19 protein-coding genes and 1 tRNA gene are annotated in these 16501 nt (G+C 55.3%); 9 read left to right on the forward strand and 11 right to left on the reverse strand.

Annotation, left to right across the window (positions count from 1 at the left end):
- Together ACREAY_RS03620 and ACREAY_RS03625 are read right to left on the reverse strand one after the other, a co-directional pair.
- On the reverse strand, positions 1–208 hold a 208-nt coding region (locus ACREAY_RS03620; protein WP_431754400.1), incomplete at its 3' end, for a LuxR C-terminal-related transcriptional regulator.
- 143 nt (positions 209–351) lie between these two features.
- Positions 352–855: a hypothetical protein gene (locus tag ACREAY_RS03625; RefSeq protein ID WP_431754401.1), complete on the reverse strand. Its 504-nt coding sequence runs from the start codon at positions 853–855 to the stop codon at positions 352–354.
- 182 nt (positions 856–1037) lie between these two features.
- Here ACREAY_RS03625 and ACREAY_RS03630 point away from each other — a divergent pair, with 182 nt between their 5' ends.
- Together ACREAY_RS03630 and ACREAY_RS03635 are read left to right on the forward strand one after the other, a co-directional pair.
- Positions 1038–1493: a universal stress protein gene (locus tag ACREAY_RS03630; protein ID WP_431754402.1), complete on the forward strand. Its 456-nt coding sequence runs from the start codon at positions 1038–1040 to the stop codon at positions 1491–1493.
- Between the two features lie 172 nt (positions 1494–1665).
- Complete coding sequence (locus ACREAY_RS03635; protein WP_431754403.1) at positions 1666–2838, forward strand: Rieske 2Fe-2S domain-containing protein; 1173 nt, start codon at positions 1666–1668, stop codon at positions 2836–2838.
- Positions 2839–2883: 45 nt separating this feature from the next.
- On the opposite strand, the gene ACREAY_RS03640 is transcribed toward ACREAY_RS03635, so the two are convergent.
- Positions 2884–4326 carry a hypothetical protein gene (locus ACREAY_RS03640; protein ID WP_431754404.1) on the reverse strand — a complete coding sequence of 481 codons (1443 nt, stop codon included), beginning with the start codon at positions 4324–4326 and terminating at the stop codon, positions 2884–2886.
- An 87-nt stretch (positions 4327–4413) separates the two neighbouring features.
- On the opposite strand from ACREAY_RS03640, the gene ACREAY_RS03645 reads away from it, so the two are divergent.
- Entirely contained in the window at positions 4414–4563 is a 150-nt protein-coding gene (locus tag ACREAY_RS03645; RefSeq protein ID WP_431754405.1) for a hypothetical protein, read from the forward strand.
- A gap of 16 nt (positions 4564–4579) precedes the next feature.
- Here ACREAY_RS03645 and gnd read toward each other — a convergent pair whose 3' ends face one another.
- The 6 genes from gnd to ACREAY_RS03675 form a co-directional block, all read right to left on the reverse strand.
- On the reverse strand, positions 4580–5551 hold the full coding sequence (gene gnd, locus ACREAY_RS03650; RefSeq protein WP_431754406.1) for a phosphogluconate dehydrogenase (NAD(+)-dependent, decarboxylating): 972 nt from the start codon (positions 5549–5551) through the stop codon (positions 4580–4582).
- A gap of 3 nt (positions 5552–5554) precedes the next feature.
- The gene (locus ACREAY_RS03655; protein ID WP_431754407.1) at positions 5555–5869 is read right to left on the reverse strand and encodes a cupin domain-containing protein; all 315 of its coding nucleotides are present in this window, start codon (positions 5867–5869) and stop codon (positions 5555–5557) included.
- A 126-nt stretch (positions 5870–5995) separates the two neighbouring features.
- Entirely contained in the window at positions 5996–6667 is a 672-nt protein-coding gene (locus ACREAY_RS03660; protein WP_431754408.1) for a cyclase family protein, read from the reverse strand.
- A gap of 4 nt (positions 6668–6671) precedes the next feature.
- Positions 6672–7388 carry a ribose-5-phosphate isomerase RpiA gene (gene rpiA, locus ACREAY_RS03665; protein ID WP_431754409.1) on the reverse strand — a complete coding sequence of 239 codons (717 nt, stop codon included), beginning with the start codon at positions 7386–7388 and terminating at the stop codon, positions 6672–6674.
- 69 nt (positions 7389–7457) lie between these two features.
- On the reverse strand, positions 7458–8510 hold the full coding sequence (locus ACREAY_RS03670) for a TIGR03557 family F420-dependent LLM class oxidoreductase (RefSeq protein ID WP_431754410.1): 1053 nt from the start codon (positions 8508–8510) through the stop codon (positions 7458–7460).
- Between the two features lie 158 nt (positions 8511–8668).
- Positions 8669–8769: transfer RNA gene (locus ACREAY_RS03675), tRNA-Leu, on the reverse strand.
- Between the two features lie 55 nt (positions 8770–8824).
- Between ACREAY_RS03675 and glmM the strand changes: the two genes are divergently transcribed.
- From glmM to infB, 6 genes are all read left to right on the forward strand, one after another.
- Positions 8825–10189, forward strand: a complete 1365-nt coding sequence (glmM, locus tag ACREAY_RS03680) for a phosphoglucosamine mutase (protein WP_431754411.1) — start codon at positions 8825–8827, stop codon at positions 10187–10189.
- 77 nt (positions 10190–10266) lie between these two features.
- Positions 10267–10647: a 50S ribosomal protein L7Ae gene (gene rpl7ae, locus ACREAY_RS03685; RefSeq protein WP_431754412.1), complete on the forward strand. Its 381-nt coding sequence runs from the start codon at positions 10267–10269 to the stop codon at positions 10645–10647.
- An 18-nt stretch (positions 10648–10665) separates the two neighbouring features.
- Positions 10666–10878 carry a 30S ribosomal protein S28e gene (locus tag ACREAY_RS03690; RefSeq protein ID WP_431754413.1) on the forward strand — a complete coding sequence of 71 codons (213 nt, stop codon included), beginning with the start codon at positions 10666–10668 and terminating at the stop codon, positions 10876–10878.
- A gap of 7 nt (positions 10879–10885) precedes the next feature.
- Complete coding sequence (locus ACREAY_RS03695) at positions 10886–11101, forward strand: 50S ribosomal protein L24e (RefSeq protein ID WP_431754414.1); 216 nt, start codon at positions 10886–10888, stop codon at positions 11099–11101.
- A gap of 9 nt (positions 11102–11110) precedes the next feature.
- The gene (ndk, locus tag ACREAY_RS03700; RefSeq protein WP_431754415.1) at positions 11111–11539 is read left to right on the forward strand and encodes a nucleoside-diphosphate kinase; all 429 of its coding nucleotides are present in this window, start codon (positions 11111–11113) and stop codon (positions 11537–11539) included.
- Positions 11518–13308 carry a translation initiation factor IF-2 gene (gene infB / locus ACREAY_RS03705; protein WP_431754416.1) on the forward strand — a complete coding sequence of 597 codons (1791 nt, stop codon included), beginning with the start codon at positions 11518–11520 and terminating at the stop codon, positions 13306–13308. Before ndk ends, infB begins: the two co-directional genes overlap by 22 nt.
- On the opposite strand, the gene trxA is transcribed toward infB, so the two are convergent.
- Positions 13309–13650: a thioredoxin gene (trxA, locus tag ACREAY_RS03710; RefSeq protein WP_431754417.1), complete on the reverse strand. Its 342-nt coding sequence runs from the start codon at positions 13648–13650 to the stop codon at positions 13309–13311.
- A gap of 28 nt (positions 13651–13678) precedes the next feature.
- Positions 13679–16501: S8 family serine peptidase (locus ACREAY_RS03715; RefSeq protein ID WP_431754418.1), on the reverse strand; the 2823-nt coding region annotated here is incomplete at its 5' end.

Below are 16501 nucleotides of genomic sequence, written 5' to 3' on the forward strand. Positions count from 1 at the left end.
GCTCCACTTTGCTTATCAGCAATTCTTTTTCAAATATCGCCCGGGTCCTTCTCTGTATCGTGCTCAGGGGTATCTGCAGCCTGTTTGCAATCGCCCTGTTGGACATCCCCGCAAGCAGCAACTGCAGTATCTCCTTGTCGCGATAGTCTAAGGTATCCAGCATACTTGCTGCGCCGTTGTGGATAGGCGGATTGCCGTTTTTACCCATTGCGCCGGTTCATCGTATGGCAACAGAGAAGATAAACGCTTCCATTACCAGAATTTAAAGCAAAAAATGACATTATTACCAACTAGGCAGGATGGTAATAGGCGGGTCGTGCCAAAGAACGGCCTTTACTATCTAACCTTCAATCACTTTCGCTCATGCTTGACAAACGTCCGGTAGAAGAGGTCTGCAATGACAGGCAACTCCAGGTAGTCGATGAGGATGGCTATCCATGCCGCGTAATACGGGATCTTTACTGCCCCGTCTGAATGCCCGTCGCCAAAGAATATGTCATACGCCACCTCGTCAGTGAGCCAGAAGATGTGAAAGGCCTGCACTGCAAGCATTGCCAGAAGCAGGGCGTTCTTGGCAGACCCTTTTTGGTGCTTGTACAGGCTAAGCGAATAATAGGTCAGGCCCGCTATCAGGGCAGGGATCTCGATATAGTCTATTGCCACAAAGAACAGGAGGAGAGGCCCGCTCTGCTGGAGGGCAAAGGCGCTGTCTCCGGTTATCCGCCTGATGACTACGTCCGCGGTAAGCCAGTACAGGTGCACCAGCTGCAGAGATATCAGAAAGAACGCCACCTTCAGGTTCAGGTTCTCGTACCGCTGCCAGAATTTTACTAGCTGATCTATAGCCGCAGACAATAGCAACCAGCCATCCTTTACAGATAGAAGACCAGCCCGATTGTAAAAGAGTTGATAGCCCCACCGTTCTAGAACTGGATGCTAGAAGGACGGCATGAAGCCATAGTACAGGTTCCCGGACGATAAAGCCAAGCAGAACGGCGTTGCCGGTCTCTTTTATAATATAACCAGGTATTTTGTGTATGCCTGAGCAAAAAATCAGCAGGATCCTTGTCCCCATAGACGGCTCGGAAAATGCGTTTCGGGCGGCGTCGTTTGCCGCAGATATGGCCCGCAGGTACGGTTCAGAACTGGTGCTGGCGTACGCCCTGGAGATAAATCCGACGCTTTCTGCAATCGGGATGCCAGGCGTCTCGGCTCAAGAAATAAAGAGGCTAAAGGAAGTCGCAAGAAAAGAAGTGGATCCCTGGTTTGCAAGGACAATTAAGGAAGGTGGTTCAGACCTTGCAGTCAGGACAGAAATTATCGAGTCTCCTCTGTCTCTGGTAGGCACGATAATAGACTATGCTGAAAAGGATGCCGTCGACTTGATAATAATGGGGAGCCGCGGGCGCACGGGGTTCAAAAAGCTGCTGCTTGGAAGCGTCGCTTCCGGGGTAGTCACCTACGCCCCTTGCCCCGTCATGGTGATAAAGTAGAGGCGCCTGCGAAATCCAGTCCTGCGGGTTTTGCGCCGCAGCTCTCAGGCGGCGCCTCTCCCGCCATAAAAGAATGTTATTTTTCCGCGTAAAGTGCGTCCCATTCAACATGATTAAAGTTCAGGATTCTGGGATCAAAACCTGTAAATATTTTTTGGACTCATATCTGGCAGTGTCCTCCGTCGAGAACTACCAAAAGGTTGCAAACAAAAAAGACTTGAAGGAAGGCGGATTGTTGAAAGTCGAGCCGGAGGGCAAACCGATCGTGCTGGCAATGGTCGGGGGCAGGGTGTATGCCATCGACGCGGTCTGCACCCACCAGGGCGGGCCACTAGAGGAGGGCAATCTCGAAGGTAATAATCTCACATGCCCGTGGCATTATGCAGTCTTTGACGTCCGCAGTGGAAATGTCTCTGACAAGACTGGCTGGGCCACTGACCTCGATTCGTATCCGGTGCAAGTAGATGAGAGCAGCGGCGACATATCGGTAAACGCGGGAAGCAAGGCTCAGCAGCAGGGCAAGGCCGGATCAGAGAGCAAGTCAGGAAACGAAGATTCAGACCGGAAATTCTATGAAGAGGAAGAGAGAAAGGTTCCCGACGACTCCAAGCTTTACCTCCAATTGCTGGAAAAAGAAAAATTGGAAGGGACAGACATTATGACTTTCAAGCTGGATAGATTAGGCGGCAAAGCCCTGCAAGGCTATAGCGCAGGGCAGTTTGCATATTTCAAACTGGAAGGCGTCGTGGACGACGCAAAGGGGCCCATCAGGCATTTCTCCCTTGCGTCTTCGCCGACAGAGCAGGACTTTATCCTGATCAGCACGAGGATAAGGGACACACCCTATAAACAAAAGCTGGCGTCGCTTGAAAAAGGCGCAAAGATTCTGGCATGGGGACCAGAGGGCGAATTTATCTTGCACAAAGACAATTCAAAGCCTGCAGTGCTCCTGTCTGGCGGCATAGGAGTCACGCCATTTCGGAGCATGACAAAATATGCAACGGACGAGCGGCTGCCGCTGAAAATAGTCATGTTTGACTCTAACCGCGATGCCGGCAACATACTTTACAAAACAGAGTTTGACCGGTGGGTTGGAGAGAAAAAAAATCTGAAGGTCGTATATACAATAACCGAGGAAGAAAAACAGGACAGCAGCTGGGCCGGCGAGCGCGGGAGGATAAACAAGGAGATGATCGCCAGGTATCTCTCAAATGATGAAATTTCAAATGCCGTCTTTTATGTTTGCGGGCCTCCAGGCATGCTGCAGGCGATGCAAAAACTGCTGAAGGAAGAACTGCAAATCCCAAAAGACAGGATAAAGCTAGAAGAGTTTACAGGCTATTAGCATAGAAACGCCGGCCAGAGAAAGTGCGCCAGACCCTGCCAGCCGTCATGCCGCATGCTTTCCCTTGCGGGCATGCCTTGCAAAAGACTCTTCTTTGTAAGCCGGCAATTGGTGCATGCTTGTCAGGATATCAGTTATGGCGATCCTTACTGCAGATATCCCCGTCCTGAATGGAAAGGCCCCTCTCCCTTTTCCGGTCACGGGGTCCACCCATTCATAAAAGGCAAGGTCATGCGGATACCTGCCGCGGATTAAAGACGAAAGCAGCGTGCTGCATTCGTCAAACCTCTTGAACCTGCTTCTTGCAAGCATCTCTATCCCCGTGGTCCATGGCCAGAAGGTGTGGTTGTGGTACTGGTTTGGCTGTAGCACCCAGGGGCCGGTCGTCTTTAGCTCTGCTTCCGTGACAAGGGGCCACCTGTCCTTCCAGATCCGGTTCTCTATGGCGTCAAGGGTCATGTTTGCCCGGTCGCGGATGGTCTTGTCAGAGACGCTGGAAACTTTGCCGCGCAGCGGATGTTTATTTTGCCTTTTTGTATCGCGGCGTGTCGTTGAACTCAGCATATCATGGACCGTGTTTTCAGTAACCGCCACAAGGTACAGAGACACGTCTTGCGTGAGTGTCTTGTATTCTCTGCCCATGTGGTGCGACGCCTGCTTGTCAATGTAGCACCCTTCCTCATCTGACCACAGGTGTTTTTCAACCGCTAGTATGCCGTTATTTGCCAGCTTCACCATCTGCTTTGCCTTGCCTTCCTTGCAAAGACGCGACAGCAGAGACGACAGGTGGGTCAATGCAAGTATCCAGCATGCCTGGCTGTAGACTATTTTCCCCGCCCGGAGAACCGTGTCCATCCAGTCTTCGTTGTGATCCTGCTCAAGCAGCCCGTCCCCGTCAATGTCTCTTGCTGCAAGGTAGTCGACTGCCTTTAGCATTCTGGGGACTGCAAAGTCGATTGCCTTTTCCGGTGCCAGAGATTTTCTTTGCCCCGCCTTTGATGCAAGTGATCCGCCTGGCTTTTCATATAGCAACCCTGCTCGCAAGTAAGTGTCGAAGATCCACGACGTAGTCGAAATCATCAGTGCAGTTGAGTCGATGTCGGGATTCTTTGCATATACTTCCAAGGAATCGTCATAGATGGTCGAAGGCAGGGCGCCTTCAAATTTTTTCTCTTCCCGAGGGTTTGCCACCTGCGACAGGAACTTCATGTCCGGCGACCCCCTGCCGTAGACGATCTTGCCCTTCCCGGGCGTCATCTGGTGCGACCAGATGAAGTGGATTGCCTGCATTACCTCGCCAACGTCGCCTGTAAGATACAGGTCTTTGAGGATGTATGCCGCGTCCCGGCACCAGATGGCCTTGTAATAGTCGCCAGGATTGACCCCTCCCCGCACATACCTGTCTGTGTTTTTGACAAACGCCCTTGCTTTCGGGTGAAATAATTTCCAAGATCCATTTTCCCTTGCACGGGATTGCAACTTGGACACCAACCTAGATCTGCGCATCTATCGGATTTGTGCATTATGCCCACATGTACAGGAATTCTTATTTGCCAATTTGCCGTCAGTATAACCATGTCTACTGCCCGACCCACAGGGTACAGATGCAGGTCATGCAAGAAACAGTTCGACTCGCTTGGAGATTTGCAAAAGCACATCCTGGTTGAGCACCACCAGAAAGGCGACATGCCCTCAAAGTCAGACAGGGTTGCAAAAGCAGAATAACAGGCGAAAGCCTTTGCTAGATTTTCTTTATCCTGCTCGTCTTCCTTTCTTTTATTATTCTATCGTCTTTGCCAAAGGGGTGGCCGCCAAACCCGTGCCTCATGAGGGCTATTGACTTGTAGGCGTCGCTCTCGTGCATCCTCGACTTGAACAGCTCCATGACCGACTGGGAGATGACCGGTATCGGCACCTCTTTGTTGATGGCGTCCTGCAGTAGCCAGTTGACCTCGCCGGTATCTTCGACATAGCCCTCTATGCTTTCGATCCCCTCTTCCCGCAGGCCCTTTTCCATGAGCTCGACGAGCCACCCGCGGATTACAGAGCCGTTTGACCAGTTTTTGAAAACCTCCTGAAGGTCAAGGTCGAAGGAGCTTGCGCGCAACAGGGCGACCCCTTCCCCAATGGATTGCAGCATCCCAAATTCTATCCCGTTGTGCACCAGCTTTGCAAAATGCCCGCTGCCCGGCTTGCCCGTGTGCAGGTAGCCGCCTGGCACGGCCAATCCCTTCAAGATCGGTTCTGCCATCTTGATGCCTCCGTTCCTTCCGCCAACCATAAAGCAGGCGCCATGCCTTGCCCCTTCCAGCCCGCCGCTTGTCCCGCAGTCCAGAAAGTAGATGCCCTTACCCCGTAACCGGCCTTCGCGCTCGATAGAGTCCAGGTAAAACGAGTTCCCGCCATCCATCACCACGTCTCCTCTTTCAAGCGAGGGCACCAGTTCATACAGCACGGCGTCAACCGTCGGCCCCGCAGGCAGAGAGAGGTAGATCACTCGTGGATGTTTTAAAAAGGAAACAAACGAATCATAGTTATCGACAACCTTGACGCCTTTCTTTTCCAGCTCGGGCTTTATGCTGCGCGCCTTTCCAACGACATCGATATCCTTTTCAGCTGCCTGCAGAGCCAGGTTTCCTCCCATCTTGCCCAGGCCAATGATGCCAAGCTGGTTTTTGGCCTTGATTTCGCCCCCGCCATTGAGCCTCTTCATGCGCTATTTCTCCGTCCTGGCAAGCCCGCCAAAGGCCAGAAACTCGACGACTTTGTCGCCGTCATTCACGATTGAATGCGTCTTTTTCTTGGGGATGTAGATTACGTCGCCGTCCCTGAACTTGGCGCTTTCATCCCCGATCCTGATGCTCCCGTTTCCGCCGATGATGTAGTAGACTTCTTCGTGATCGTCGTGCTTGTGGGGCTCGTACGAAAGGCCCTGCTGTAGCTTGGCAAGTGAAACATACGTTATGCTTTTCAGGCACTGGAACTTGGGCTCGACCTGGACGTCGATGTCCCCGGCGGTCTTTTTTGCCATTGAAAGCAACCTCCAGTCAACGCCGCTTTCATGAGCAATGGTAGGCGAGACATCGCGCCAATTTCTTACTATTATCGTGGCGGTGCAACACCTTTAGACTAAAGAGCCCGACAAATTACTTAACAGTTATTGCAGCATGTCAAAAAGGATGGCGCGCGACGGCGCCGCGTCCACTCCCTCCAGGAACAGGGGAAGGCACACAAGGAACATTCTCCTGCCGGCAAACTCTTTCAGGTTCGAATTGAGGTTTTCAATGATTCCTATATTATAGGGACAGCAGTTTCTTGTGCGCAAGGCCTTCTTGGACCCGTATTTTTCCACGCTGGGCGAATCTATCCCGATGCATTTTATGCCGCGGTCGACCGCCCATTGGGCCGCCGAAGGCTCCAGGTATGAAAAGTCGGTTCCGAATTGCCGCCCGCTTGCGCCCGTATAGAGCAGGAGAATGTCGCCGGGCCGGACAAGAGCAGAATAGGCGTCAAGGTCAGCTCCCGTGATCTCGCCGCCGGTCCGGGACATGTCAAGTATCGCAGCTATGCCGATGAAATTGCAGAGGGGCACCCTGTCAATGCCGTCCCCGCCGGGCAGGAAATGGCGTGGAGCGTCTATGTGGGTGCCGGTGTGGGAGCCTAGCGTCAATTTAGTAACGTTGACCTTGTCCTTTTCCATGGTGTAGAGTGGCTCAAACTTGGGCTGCGGCTCTCCGGGGTACACGGACATGTCAGGGCTTATCAGCTGGGTAATGTCGGTAAAAGTCCCCGAAATTTCGGTAGCTTTTTGCCTGCGCGTTTTTGCCATCGCATCACGGCTCGATGGTTTCAAAAGTGCCGTCGCTTTTTGCCTTGTAATAGACGTCTGCATGGCGGGTAAATAGCCCCACTTCGAGCACTCCTGCAATATTCTTCAGTTCCATTTCCCTGCTGGCTGCGCCAGAAATTGAATCAAATTTTGTGTCAAGGACGAAATTGCCGTTTTCCGTGACGTACGGATATCCTTCCTTTAGCATGCGCTGCCGTGGCCGGCCGCCTGCCTCTTCGAGTTTTTTTCTTACCGCAGAGAATGCAAACGGGTGGACTTCGATTGGAACCGGCCAGCTGAACGCCGGGACAAACTTGTCCGACTCTGCCGCAATCACGATCTTCTTGGCCGCAGAATGGACGATTTTTTCCTTCAGCAGAGCTCCCCCGCCGCCCTTTATCATGTCAAGGTTGGAGTCAATTTCGTCCGCGCCGTCAAAAACAACGTCCATATCCGGGATGCGGCCCTCGTCAACGATTTTCAGGCCGCTGCATTGTGCTTCAAGCTTTATCTGGTACGACGTGGCGACGCATTCCAGCGTCTTCTTGTTCTTGACCTCTGCCATCTGCCTCACGATGGCCGCAGCCATGGGCCCGCTGCCAAGGCCGACGACTTGGTCGCCTTTCACAAACCGCCTTACCGCCTCTTTTGCAAGATTTCGGGCGGCATCTTGAAATGCAGCGGGAACCCAGTCCGTTATTGCGCCATCCGTGGCCGCCAAGTCAATGTATTATTGGGCAAAATCAGTTAAAAGAGCCGCCCCATGCCAAAAGCGCGCCTTAGGAAATTGTCAGGCCAAAGCCGCGATTTTGCTGCCCTTTTCCTTCATAAAATGCGGCAGGACATTGCGGGCAAAGGCCCGGATAAAGTCCATCTCGTCGGGGCTGGTGCTGTGGACATAGACCCTCGTAAAGCCTGCCTTGAAGTATTCCTCGATTGGTTTTATGCAGTCTTCAATCGAGGTGGTCACCTGGATGGCCTCTTTGAGCTTTTCATCAGAAACTTCTTTCTCTGCCCTCTTCTGGAGCTTTCTTGGATCGCTCACGTCAGAGTCAAAAACCCCCTTGATCAGGGTGGCCCGCCAGAATTCTGTCGACCTGAAAGCCTTGTCATAGTCTTTAGAAAATGACACCTTGTACTCGGCAATCTTTTCCAGGGAGCCTGGATTTCTCCTCCCTTTCTCTGCAGCCTTGTTGAACAGGTCCAGCACCCTGCCGGCCTCGGCCGGCCTCAGGTATGTTATCAGCCCGTCGGAGAATTTTGCTGCAATTCTTGTCGCCTGTTGCCCCGTTGCAGCCATGTAGATGGGCATGCGACATGTGGGTGGGGTGTAGAGCTTGGCATTGCGGATAAGATAGTATTCGCCGTTGAAACTGACAAACTCTTCTGCATCCCACAGCCTGCGTATAACCTGGATTGCCTCCTTGGTCCTTGTCAGCCTTGCCCGGGCTCTCGGCCAGTCAAATCCAAGCGGAGACTCGTTCATGGCCTCACCGCTGCCCAGGCCGAGCCCGATTCGCCCGGGATAGAGCGCGTCGAGGGATGCAAACGCCTGCGCAATGATGGCCGGATGGTACCGATAGACAGGCGCGGTCACGCCCGTGACAAACTGCATCCTCTTTGTCCTTTCAGCCGCCGCAGCTATCCATACCCACGTGAAATTGCCAAAAGCGTTGTCGTGCCACCACGGGTGAAAGTGGTCGCTTGTCATCATGGTCCGAAAACCACACTTTTCAGCCTCTATTCCAAACCTTAGCAAATCGTGCATTGAATATTGCTCCTGAGCGGCCCAGTACCCAATCTGTCTGCGGATTTGCGGCAATGAAGCTTTACTGCCTGCCATCCTCAATCTTGCATTTCGCGTGGATGACACAAAAGAGTTCCGTTAATGCGGCTTCCCGCCGCACCATGCCGCGCACACGTTCCAGGTGGTATAAAAGAACAATTATTTCGACAAGTTTCCACTGGAAACGCGCGCTACCGGTTTAGAAAGGTGTAGAGTGCGGGGGGTGGGATTCGAACCCACGAATCCCTAAGGAACAGGGTTGTAGGTTTTTCACTTTCTAAGCCCTGCGCCGTTGACCGGGCTTGGCGACCCCCGCACGAAAGGCAGCCGTTGGCAGCCAAATTTATCTATTGTTGATTTCATTGTATGGCGTGCAGGCAAGGCAGAGGCTTTTTGGTACTAATGGCGTCAGGGGCGTGTGGGGCAGGGAACTGACCTCCGACGTGGTGATCGATCTAACCTATTCAATTGCAACCTATTATGAAAAAGGCCCGATAGTGGTCGGGTACGACGGGCGCAGGTCGGGGCCGGCAGTCGCCAGGCTGGTGCGCTCGACGCTCAACTCGGCCGGCCTGGACGTCGCAGACGCCGGCCTGGTCCCTACGCCCTGCCTGCAATACGCGGCAAAGGGGCCCGGCTACAACGGAGGCATCATGGTGACTGCGTCGCACAACCCGCCAGAATACAACGGGATAAAGCCGGCGGCCTCTGACGGCGTCGAGATCCCTAGGGAGGACGAGCTCAAGGTCGAGGACATCTACTATTCAAAGCAGTTCGCAAAGATTGACGGCCACGGCCGGCAGTACGCCGACGAAAATGTCGTCCCGTCGTACATCGAAAAGGCGCTGTCGCTCGTTGATGCTGAAAAGATACGCGCCAAAAAATTCACGGTCGCCATGGACACGGGCAACGGCGCGCAGGCAGTGTGCGCGCCCCTCGTCGCGCAAAAGCTGGGCTGCAAGGTGCGGGTCGTCAACGGCAACATAGACGGCGACTTTCCCGGCAGGGGGTCGGAGCCGACGCCGGACAACCTCGGCGTGCTCGCAGAAACGGTGCGCTCAGGCAGGGCGGACTTTGGCGTGGCGTTTGACGGCGACGGGGACAGGAGCATCTTTTGCGACGACAGGGGCGGCATATACTGGGGCGACAAGACCGGCGCGCTTTTGATAAAGCACCTGCTTGCCAGCCGCCACGGGGGCGCCGAGGTGGTGTGCCCTGTCAACACGTCGATGGTGCTCTCGATGGTGGCAAGGGACGCGGGGCTGCAAGTCGTCCACACCAAGGTAGGGAGCGTGGAGGTGTCAAGGGAGATGGTAAAGAGAAAGTCGCCCCTGGGGCTGGAAGAAAACGGCGGGTTCATGTACGGCCCCATGAACGAGGTGAGGGACGGCGCCATGACCACGGCGCTGGTGCTCGACATGCTGGCGTCGGCAGGCGAGTCGTTCTCCTTGCTCGTGTCGAAGCTGCCGCAGACGTTCCAGCACAAGACCAAGTTCTCTTGCTCTTCAAGGGAAGTGGTCGAGAGCGTGATCAAGGCGTGCATAGAGCACGGCAGCCCCAGGAAAATAGAGACGATGGACGGCGCCAAGATATGGCTCGACGAGGAGACGTGGCTCATGGTGAGGCCGTCAGGCACCGAGCCTTTGATACGCATGTACGCCGAGTCGACGGACAGGGCATTATTGGCGTCCAAGGTCGACGAGTACAGCAGGATCGTGCGCTCCAAGATGGCCTGAGCACCTCAACAAACGTTTTTAATACGCCTGCGAATGCTAAGAAAGCAATCGGATGATCCCATAGGGTGATATAGAAAATGAGCAAACCATATTATGTAAAATTTGAAGCTTCAAAAGACCTCGTGAACGCGGTTTACGAGGCAGTGCGCGTAGCAAAACAGAGCGGCAAGGTACGCAAGGGCACAAACGAAACCACAAAGGCCATCGAGCGCGGAATTTCCAAGCTCGTTGTCATTGCAGAGGACGTAGAGCCGCCAGAAGTAGTGGCGCACCTCCCGATACTTTGCGAAGAGAGGAACGCGGCATACATTTTCGTGCCAAGCAAGCAGCAGCTGGGCGTGTCGCTTGGAATCGACGTTGGATCTGCAGCCGCCACAATCGTTGAGGCAGGCGAAGCGCAGCACATCGTCGAGCAAGTTGTGACATCCATCGCCAGCCTGAAGGCTAAGAAGGAGTAAACACGAGGCTGATTCTGGATGAGCAAGGCTGAAGAGAAGGTAGTCCCTGCGCAGGTCATTCAGATCGTCGGCAGGACGGGCATTGCAGGCGAAGTCATACAGGTGAGAGTCAAAGTTCTCGAAGGCAAGGACAGGGGCCGCATCCTCACGCGCAACGTCAAGGGCGCGATAAGGATGGACGACGTCCTGATGCTGAGAGAGACCGAGCGCGAGGCTCGCAAGATTAGGTGACATATAGATGAGCAAGACAGCAACGTCGATTCGAAACTGCTTCTTCTGCGGAAGGCGCATCACGACGGGTGAAGGCATCATGCTGGTCAGAAACGACGGCCAAGTCCAGTGGACCTGCTCCAGCAAGTGCAAAAAGAACCTGCGCGTGCTAAAGCGCGACCCGAGAAAGCTAAAGTGGACCAGCAAGTACGTAAAGGGCGGCCTGCGCACTGCGAAAAAGTAGGTTTTACAGATGGCAGTCGAGCAGACGCTCATCGTGGTCAAGCCCGACGGGTTCAAGCGCAGCCTGACCGGCAAGGTGCTGGCAAGGTTTGAGGAAAAGGGTTTTCTCATAAAGAACCTGCGGTGTTATAATTTCACAAAGGAAAAGGCGCAAGAATTCTACTCTGTCCACAAGGACAAGCCGTTCTTTGGCGAACTCGTGTCGTTCATCTCGTCCGGGCCGGTGGTTGCTTGCATACTGGAAGGCAACAACGCGGTGGCCACGACGAGGATAATGATAGGAGCGACAAAGTCGTTTGAGGCCGCGCCGGGCACGATAAGGGGCGACTTTGGCCTCGGCTTCACAGACAACATCATCCACGCGTCTGACTCTTCTGAAAGCTTCATTAAAGAGTCGCGAGTCATTTTCAACAGAGCGTGGAACTCCGCCAGCCTGTAGTAGTGGTCCTGGGTCACGTAGACTCGGGCAAGACGTCGTTACTGGACAAGATACGCGGCACCGCAGTCCAGGCGAGGGAAGTCGGCGGCATCACGCAGCACATCGGCGCCAGCTTTTTCCCGATAGAGACTATTAAAGAAGTCACCGGGCCTTTGTTTGCCAGGCTGGCCAAGGCCGAGACGCCGATACCGGGCCTACTAGTCATCGACACGCCGGGGCACGAGGTGTTTGCAAACCTGCGCATGCGCGGAGGGTCGGCCGCGGATATTGCCATAGTGGTTGCGGACGTGAACAAGGGCTTTGAAGCCCAGACAATCGAGAGCCTCGAGATATTGAAAAAGCGCAAGGTGCCGTTTGTAGTCGCGCTCAACAAAGTCGACAGGGTGACTGGCTGGCGCGCACAGTCGCGCTTTATTTCAGAAGAAGTGAAAAAGCAAGAGCCAAGCGTCGAGGCGATGCTCGACGAAAAGATCTACACCGTCGTCGGGTCGCTGTCCATGAACGGCTTTCCGTCAGAGGCGTTCTGGCGGGTCAAGGACTTTACCAAAGAGATAGCAATCGTGCCGGTGAGTGCAAGGACAGGCGTAGGCATACCCGAGCTCCTGTCCGTGCTCGTCGGGTTGACCCAGCAGTACATGGCAAAGAGGCTGGAGCGCCACGAAGGCGCCGCAAGGGGAATCGTGCTTGAGATAAACGAGGAGCCGGGGCTCGGCCCCTCTGCAAACATCATCCTGCTTGACGGAACGATAAAGCAGGGCGACAGCATCGTGGTGGCAAAGAGGGACAGCGCAGTCGTGACGCGCGTAAAGGCGCTCTTGCTGCCCAAGCCGCTGGACGAGATGCGCGACCCTCGGGACAAGTTCAAGCCGGTCAGCGAAGTGATAGCGGCGGCAGGGTTAAAGATAACTTCGCCGGACCTCGAGGGAGTGCTTGCAGGAAGCCCCCTGTTTGTCTATGAAAAGTCAAGGGGCGACGAGGAACTGGAGCGCCTCAAGAGCATAGTTGAAGGTGAGGTCAAGAGCGCGATTGTCAACACCGAGACTACAGGAATCGTGCTAAAATGCGACACGATAGGTTCGCTTGAGGCCATCATCGACCTTTTGAAAAAGGACAAGGTGCCGATAAAAATCGCCGACATTGGCAATATCACAAGGCGCGACGTAATCGAGGCCGCGGCAGTCAAGGAGAGCGACAGGTACCAGGGAGTCGTCCTCGGGTTCAACGTCAAGATCCTCGACGACGCGGAAAAAGAGGCGCAGAACAGGAGCGTCAAGGTGTTCAACGAACGCATCATCTACAACCTCGTCAGGAGCTACGTCGACTGGGTCGCGTACCAGAAAGAACACGAAGAGTCGATACTGTTCAACGAGCTGCCGCCTGTCTGCAAGTTCCAGTTCATGAAAGGGATGGTCTTTCGCAGGAACGACCCTGCAGTGTTTGGCGCCGAGATCCAGGTGGGCAAGCTGCGCCAGAAGGTGCAGGTAATAAACGAGGAGGGCAAAAAAGTCGGCACAGTGCACCAGATACAGGACAGCGGAAAAGCGATGGAAGAGGCGACCACCAACATGCAAGTCGCGGTATCGATAAAAGAGCCCACGATTGGCAGGCAGATAAACGAGGGCGACGTCTTTTACACCGACCTCAACAGCAGGCAGGCCAAGCAGCTTGTAGAGCGCTTTAGCCACAGGCTGAACGAAAAGGAAAAAGAGATACTGAACCTTGTGCTTGCGCTAAAGAGAAAGGGAGACCCGGCTTTCGGGTATCTCTGATCACTGGTATTTCTGCAGCAGCCCTTCGAGCCCTTTTTCGCCCACGGCGCCCACCGCCCTGTCCACAGCCTTGCCGTTCATGAATATGACAAACGTCGGGATCGCGTAGACGTCATACCTCATGGCGACGCCCTGGTTGTCGTCGACGTTGAGCCTGCCAAACGTCACCTTTTCGCCGTATTTCTTGGCGAGCTTGTCAAAGATCGGCAGCATGAACTGGCACGGGCCGCACCATGTTGCCCAAAAGTCCACGAGGACCGGCTTGTTCCCGTTCACGGTCGAGTCAAAGTTGCTCTCTGCGAGCTCTACGAGGTTCGGGTTTGAGGCGTGCTTGTCACTCATGCAATGGAAAATTTGTCAGCCTCGCTATTTAAGATTTGCCGGATCTCCTTTTTGCGACCGTCCACGCCACAGCCGCTCCGGCGACAAGCCCTCCCGCGATGCCAAGGGCAGTGGCTATTCCGACAAGCGGCATGACGTTTGCCACCACGACGGCCGCAGTAGCTGTGCCGGCGTTTCCAGCCGCGTCGAGTGCGACCAGCTTTGCTTCATACCTGCCGTCTGCGAGGCCCGCCGTGTCAAGCTGGTATTCCTTCATGCCAGTGACGTCGACTGCCTTGTGCCCTATGACGAGTAGCGCGCTCTTGGCGTTTGCGTCCTTGACGTCGATTTCCACCTTGGCTGTGCCTTTTATTTCGCCCCCTGAAAACCGCATGGCCGCCGCAGGCGCGGTGCTGTCCATCACAAGCTTCCACTCCCGTTCGAGCTTGTTGCCTGCCTCGTCTGCCGATGCTATCGCCAGCGCGTACTGGCCGTCCGCAAGGTCTGGCCTGAACTCGTGTTGCGCGTCAGTCGCGTTTGCGCCAGGGAGCCTAACTCTGGTAGCCAAGACGCCGTTTGCGTCAGTCACGTTCCACAGGAGCGCCGATCCCCTTGCAAGGTAAATGTCCTCGCTGGCAGGCGCCCTAGTCCCGTTTTCATACAGTATAGAGATGTCGGCAAAGGGGGGTGTCCTGTCGACAATAAACTCGGACGCAAACATCGACCGGTGCCCCACTGTGTCGGCAGACTCTACCGTCAGGAGATGCGGGCCTTCTGCCAAGCCGGCGCCGTCAAGCAAAAGATCGCTGCCTGCAAGAGGCACCGGCCTGCCGTCTATCGAATACGAAAACCCTGCAGGGTTGGCGTCGTCTATTTCCACAGGCACGCTCAGCCTGCCGCCGACGTGCCGCGGCAGGTCAAGCGCTATCCTCGGCGGCGTGCTGTCTGGCAGCAGGGTCGAGAACTTGGCCTCGACTGTCACCGGCTCGTACAAGCTCTCGCCGTGGAAGAGCGTGTTGTGCATCAGAACCGCGTAGATGCCCGTCTGGTTCACCGGCACGTACAGGGTGGTAGAGTTGCCGCCGCTGTTTTGGCTGAAAAAGAACGCGCCCCCTTCGCTCACGGCAGACGTCCCGAGCCAGTCGTTACTGGCCCACCCGGCGAATTCCTGGAATACCCCCGCAGGCACGCTCGACGCCACCAGCCGGCCGTCAGGCCCAAAAGCCATGGCGTTGATGCTGGTCGAGTTGTGGGGCCACGATGCCTTTACGCTCATTGACGTTATGGTCGGGTCCTTGACGCTGAAATAGTACGAGCGCCAGTCCCCGGCAGAATAGCGCGACAGCATGTCAGACAGCCCGCCGACATAGCCGTTTGGCCGCAGGCCAAGCGACGCCTCAATCTCGGGGCCGTACATTTTGCCGGGCGAAATGACGACTGGCACGTCTTTTGGCACCGGCTTGGTCGTCACGATGTAGCTGACCGGCATCAGGATTGAATGCTTGGGCCCCTTGAACAGTATCTCACCGTAATAGATGCCCGGAAGCGCGCTGCCCCTTGCAATCGCGGTGGCGCCCACGCTGGCCTTGCCCTCCGCAGGCACGGTTAGCTGTGCGCGGTCCAGCAGCACGTCAGGGTTTGGCAGGCGCTTGTAAAACTCGATGGTGAGTGTATAGTTCATCGAAGTAGAGTTGATGAGCCGGTCGCCGCGCCAGAACGAAAACACCGTCGGGACGGGATAGACACCCACGACAGGCGTTCCCTTGAACTTGGCCACAGGGTCGCCGACCCGCACTTCCTGCGTGGTGCCCCACGAGCCGCCCCTGTTTATCATGGTCGTTTCGCCAAAGGCCACCTTGCGGTCGCCGTTACTGTCGTGCCAGTCGTAGGCATAGATGGATGCTATGCGCAGGTGGTCGGCAAACAGCTCTGTCGAGTTCAAAAAGCTGTTGAACGGGAAATTTACGCGGGCCACCATCAGGTCCGAGTCCGGTAGCTCGCCGGCTATCTCTTTAATATCATGATAGGTGGGAGCGTATCCGTATTTTTTATCGCTGTGAGTAGAGTCTACCGCAAACAGCGCGGTCGAGTTCTGTATCTCGTACCTGGCGACCAGCTTTTCTATGGTGCTAGACACTTCCACTTTCAGGTCCTTCTTGGAAGGGTTCTCGACCACTATCCGGGTCTTTGATATGTCGCCCTGTTCGACGTGGCCGGCGAACCAGCGCGACTCGGGATGCTCCGCGCCAATGACAGAGGGCAGGCTTGCAGGCACGGTAGGATAGCCACTGTCGATTATCGCAAGCGTGCTGTTGTAGGACTGCAGCGCGGGTGAAAGCGCGAGCAGGACGTTGCGGACCGTGCTCTCGGTGTATGCGGAAAACCTGCCGGCCTTGCCCCGGCCAAGTTCTATCGCCGTCAGGGCATCGACCCTGCCTGAACCCTGCACGAACGGGTCGTTCTTCAGGTCCTTGGCAGTAGACATCAGCCGGCTCTTTACCTCAAACGGGTTTACAGGCTCGCCCCTGCCCTTCATGTCCCCCACCACGAGCGCGGCAGTTCCGGCTACCATCGGCGCAGCCATGCTGGTGCCGCCAAAGAGCGCAAACGCGCCATCGTTGTTGGCATCGTTCTTTTTCGCCTGCAGGATCTTGACCGTGACGTCAGCCGGCGTAAAGCCGTACGAGCCTACTGCCATGAGCTCGGGCTTGGGGTCGCCAAATATGCCGGGGCCGCGGCTAGAAAACTCGGCCACGTCGTCGTACGCGGCCGCAGACGGGCCAAACCTCGTGATGTTGGTAAACGCGCTGTATTGCAGGTGGACGTTGTTGGTAGTCGCGCCGACCGATATCGCAAAGGGCGACGTGTTGGG

Origin of the sequence: Nitrososphaera sp. (assembly GCF_050748925.1) — an archaeon.
Lineage (GTDB): Archaea > Thermoproteota > Nitrososphaeria > Nitrososphaerales > Nitrososphaeraceae > Nitrososphaera.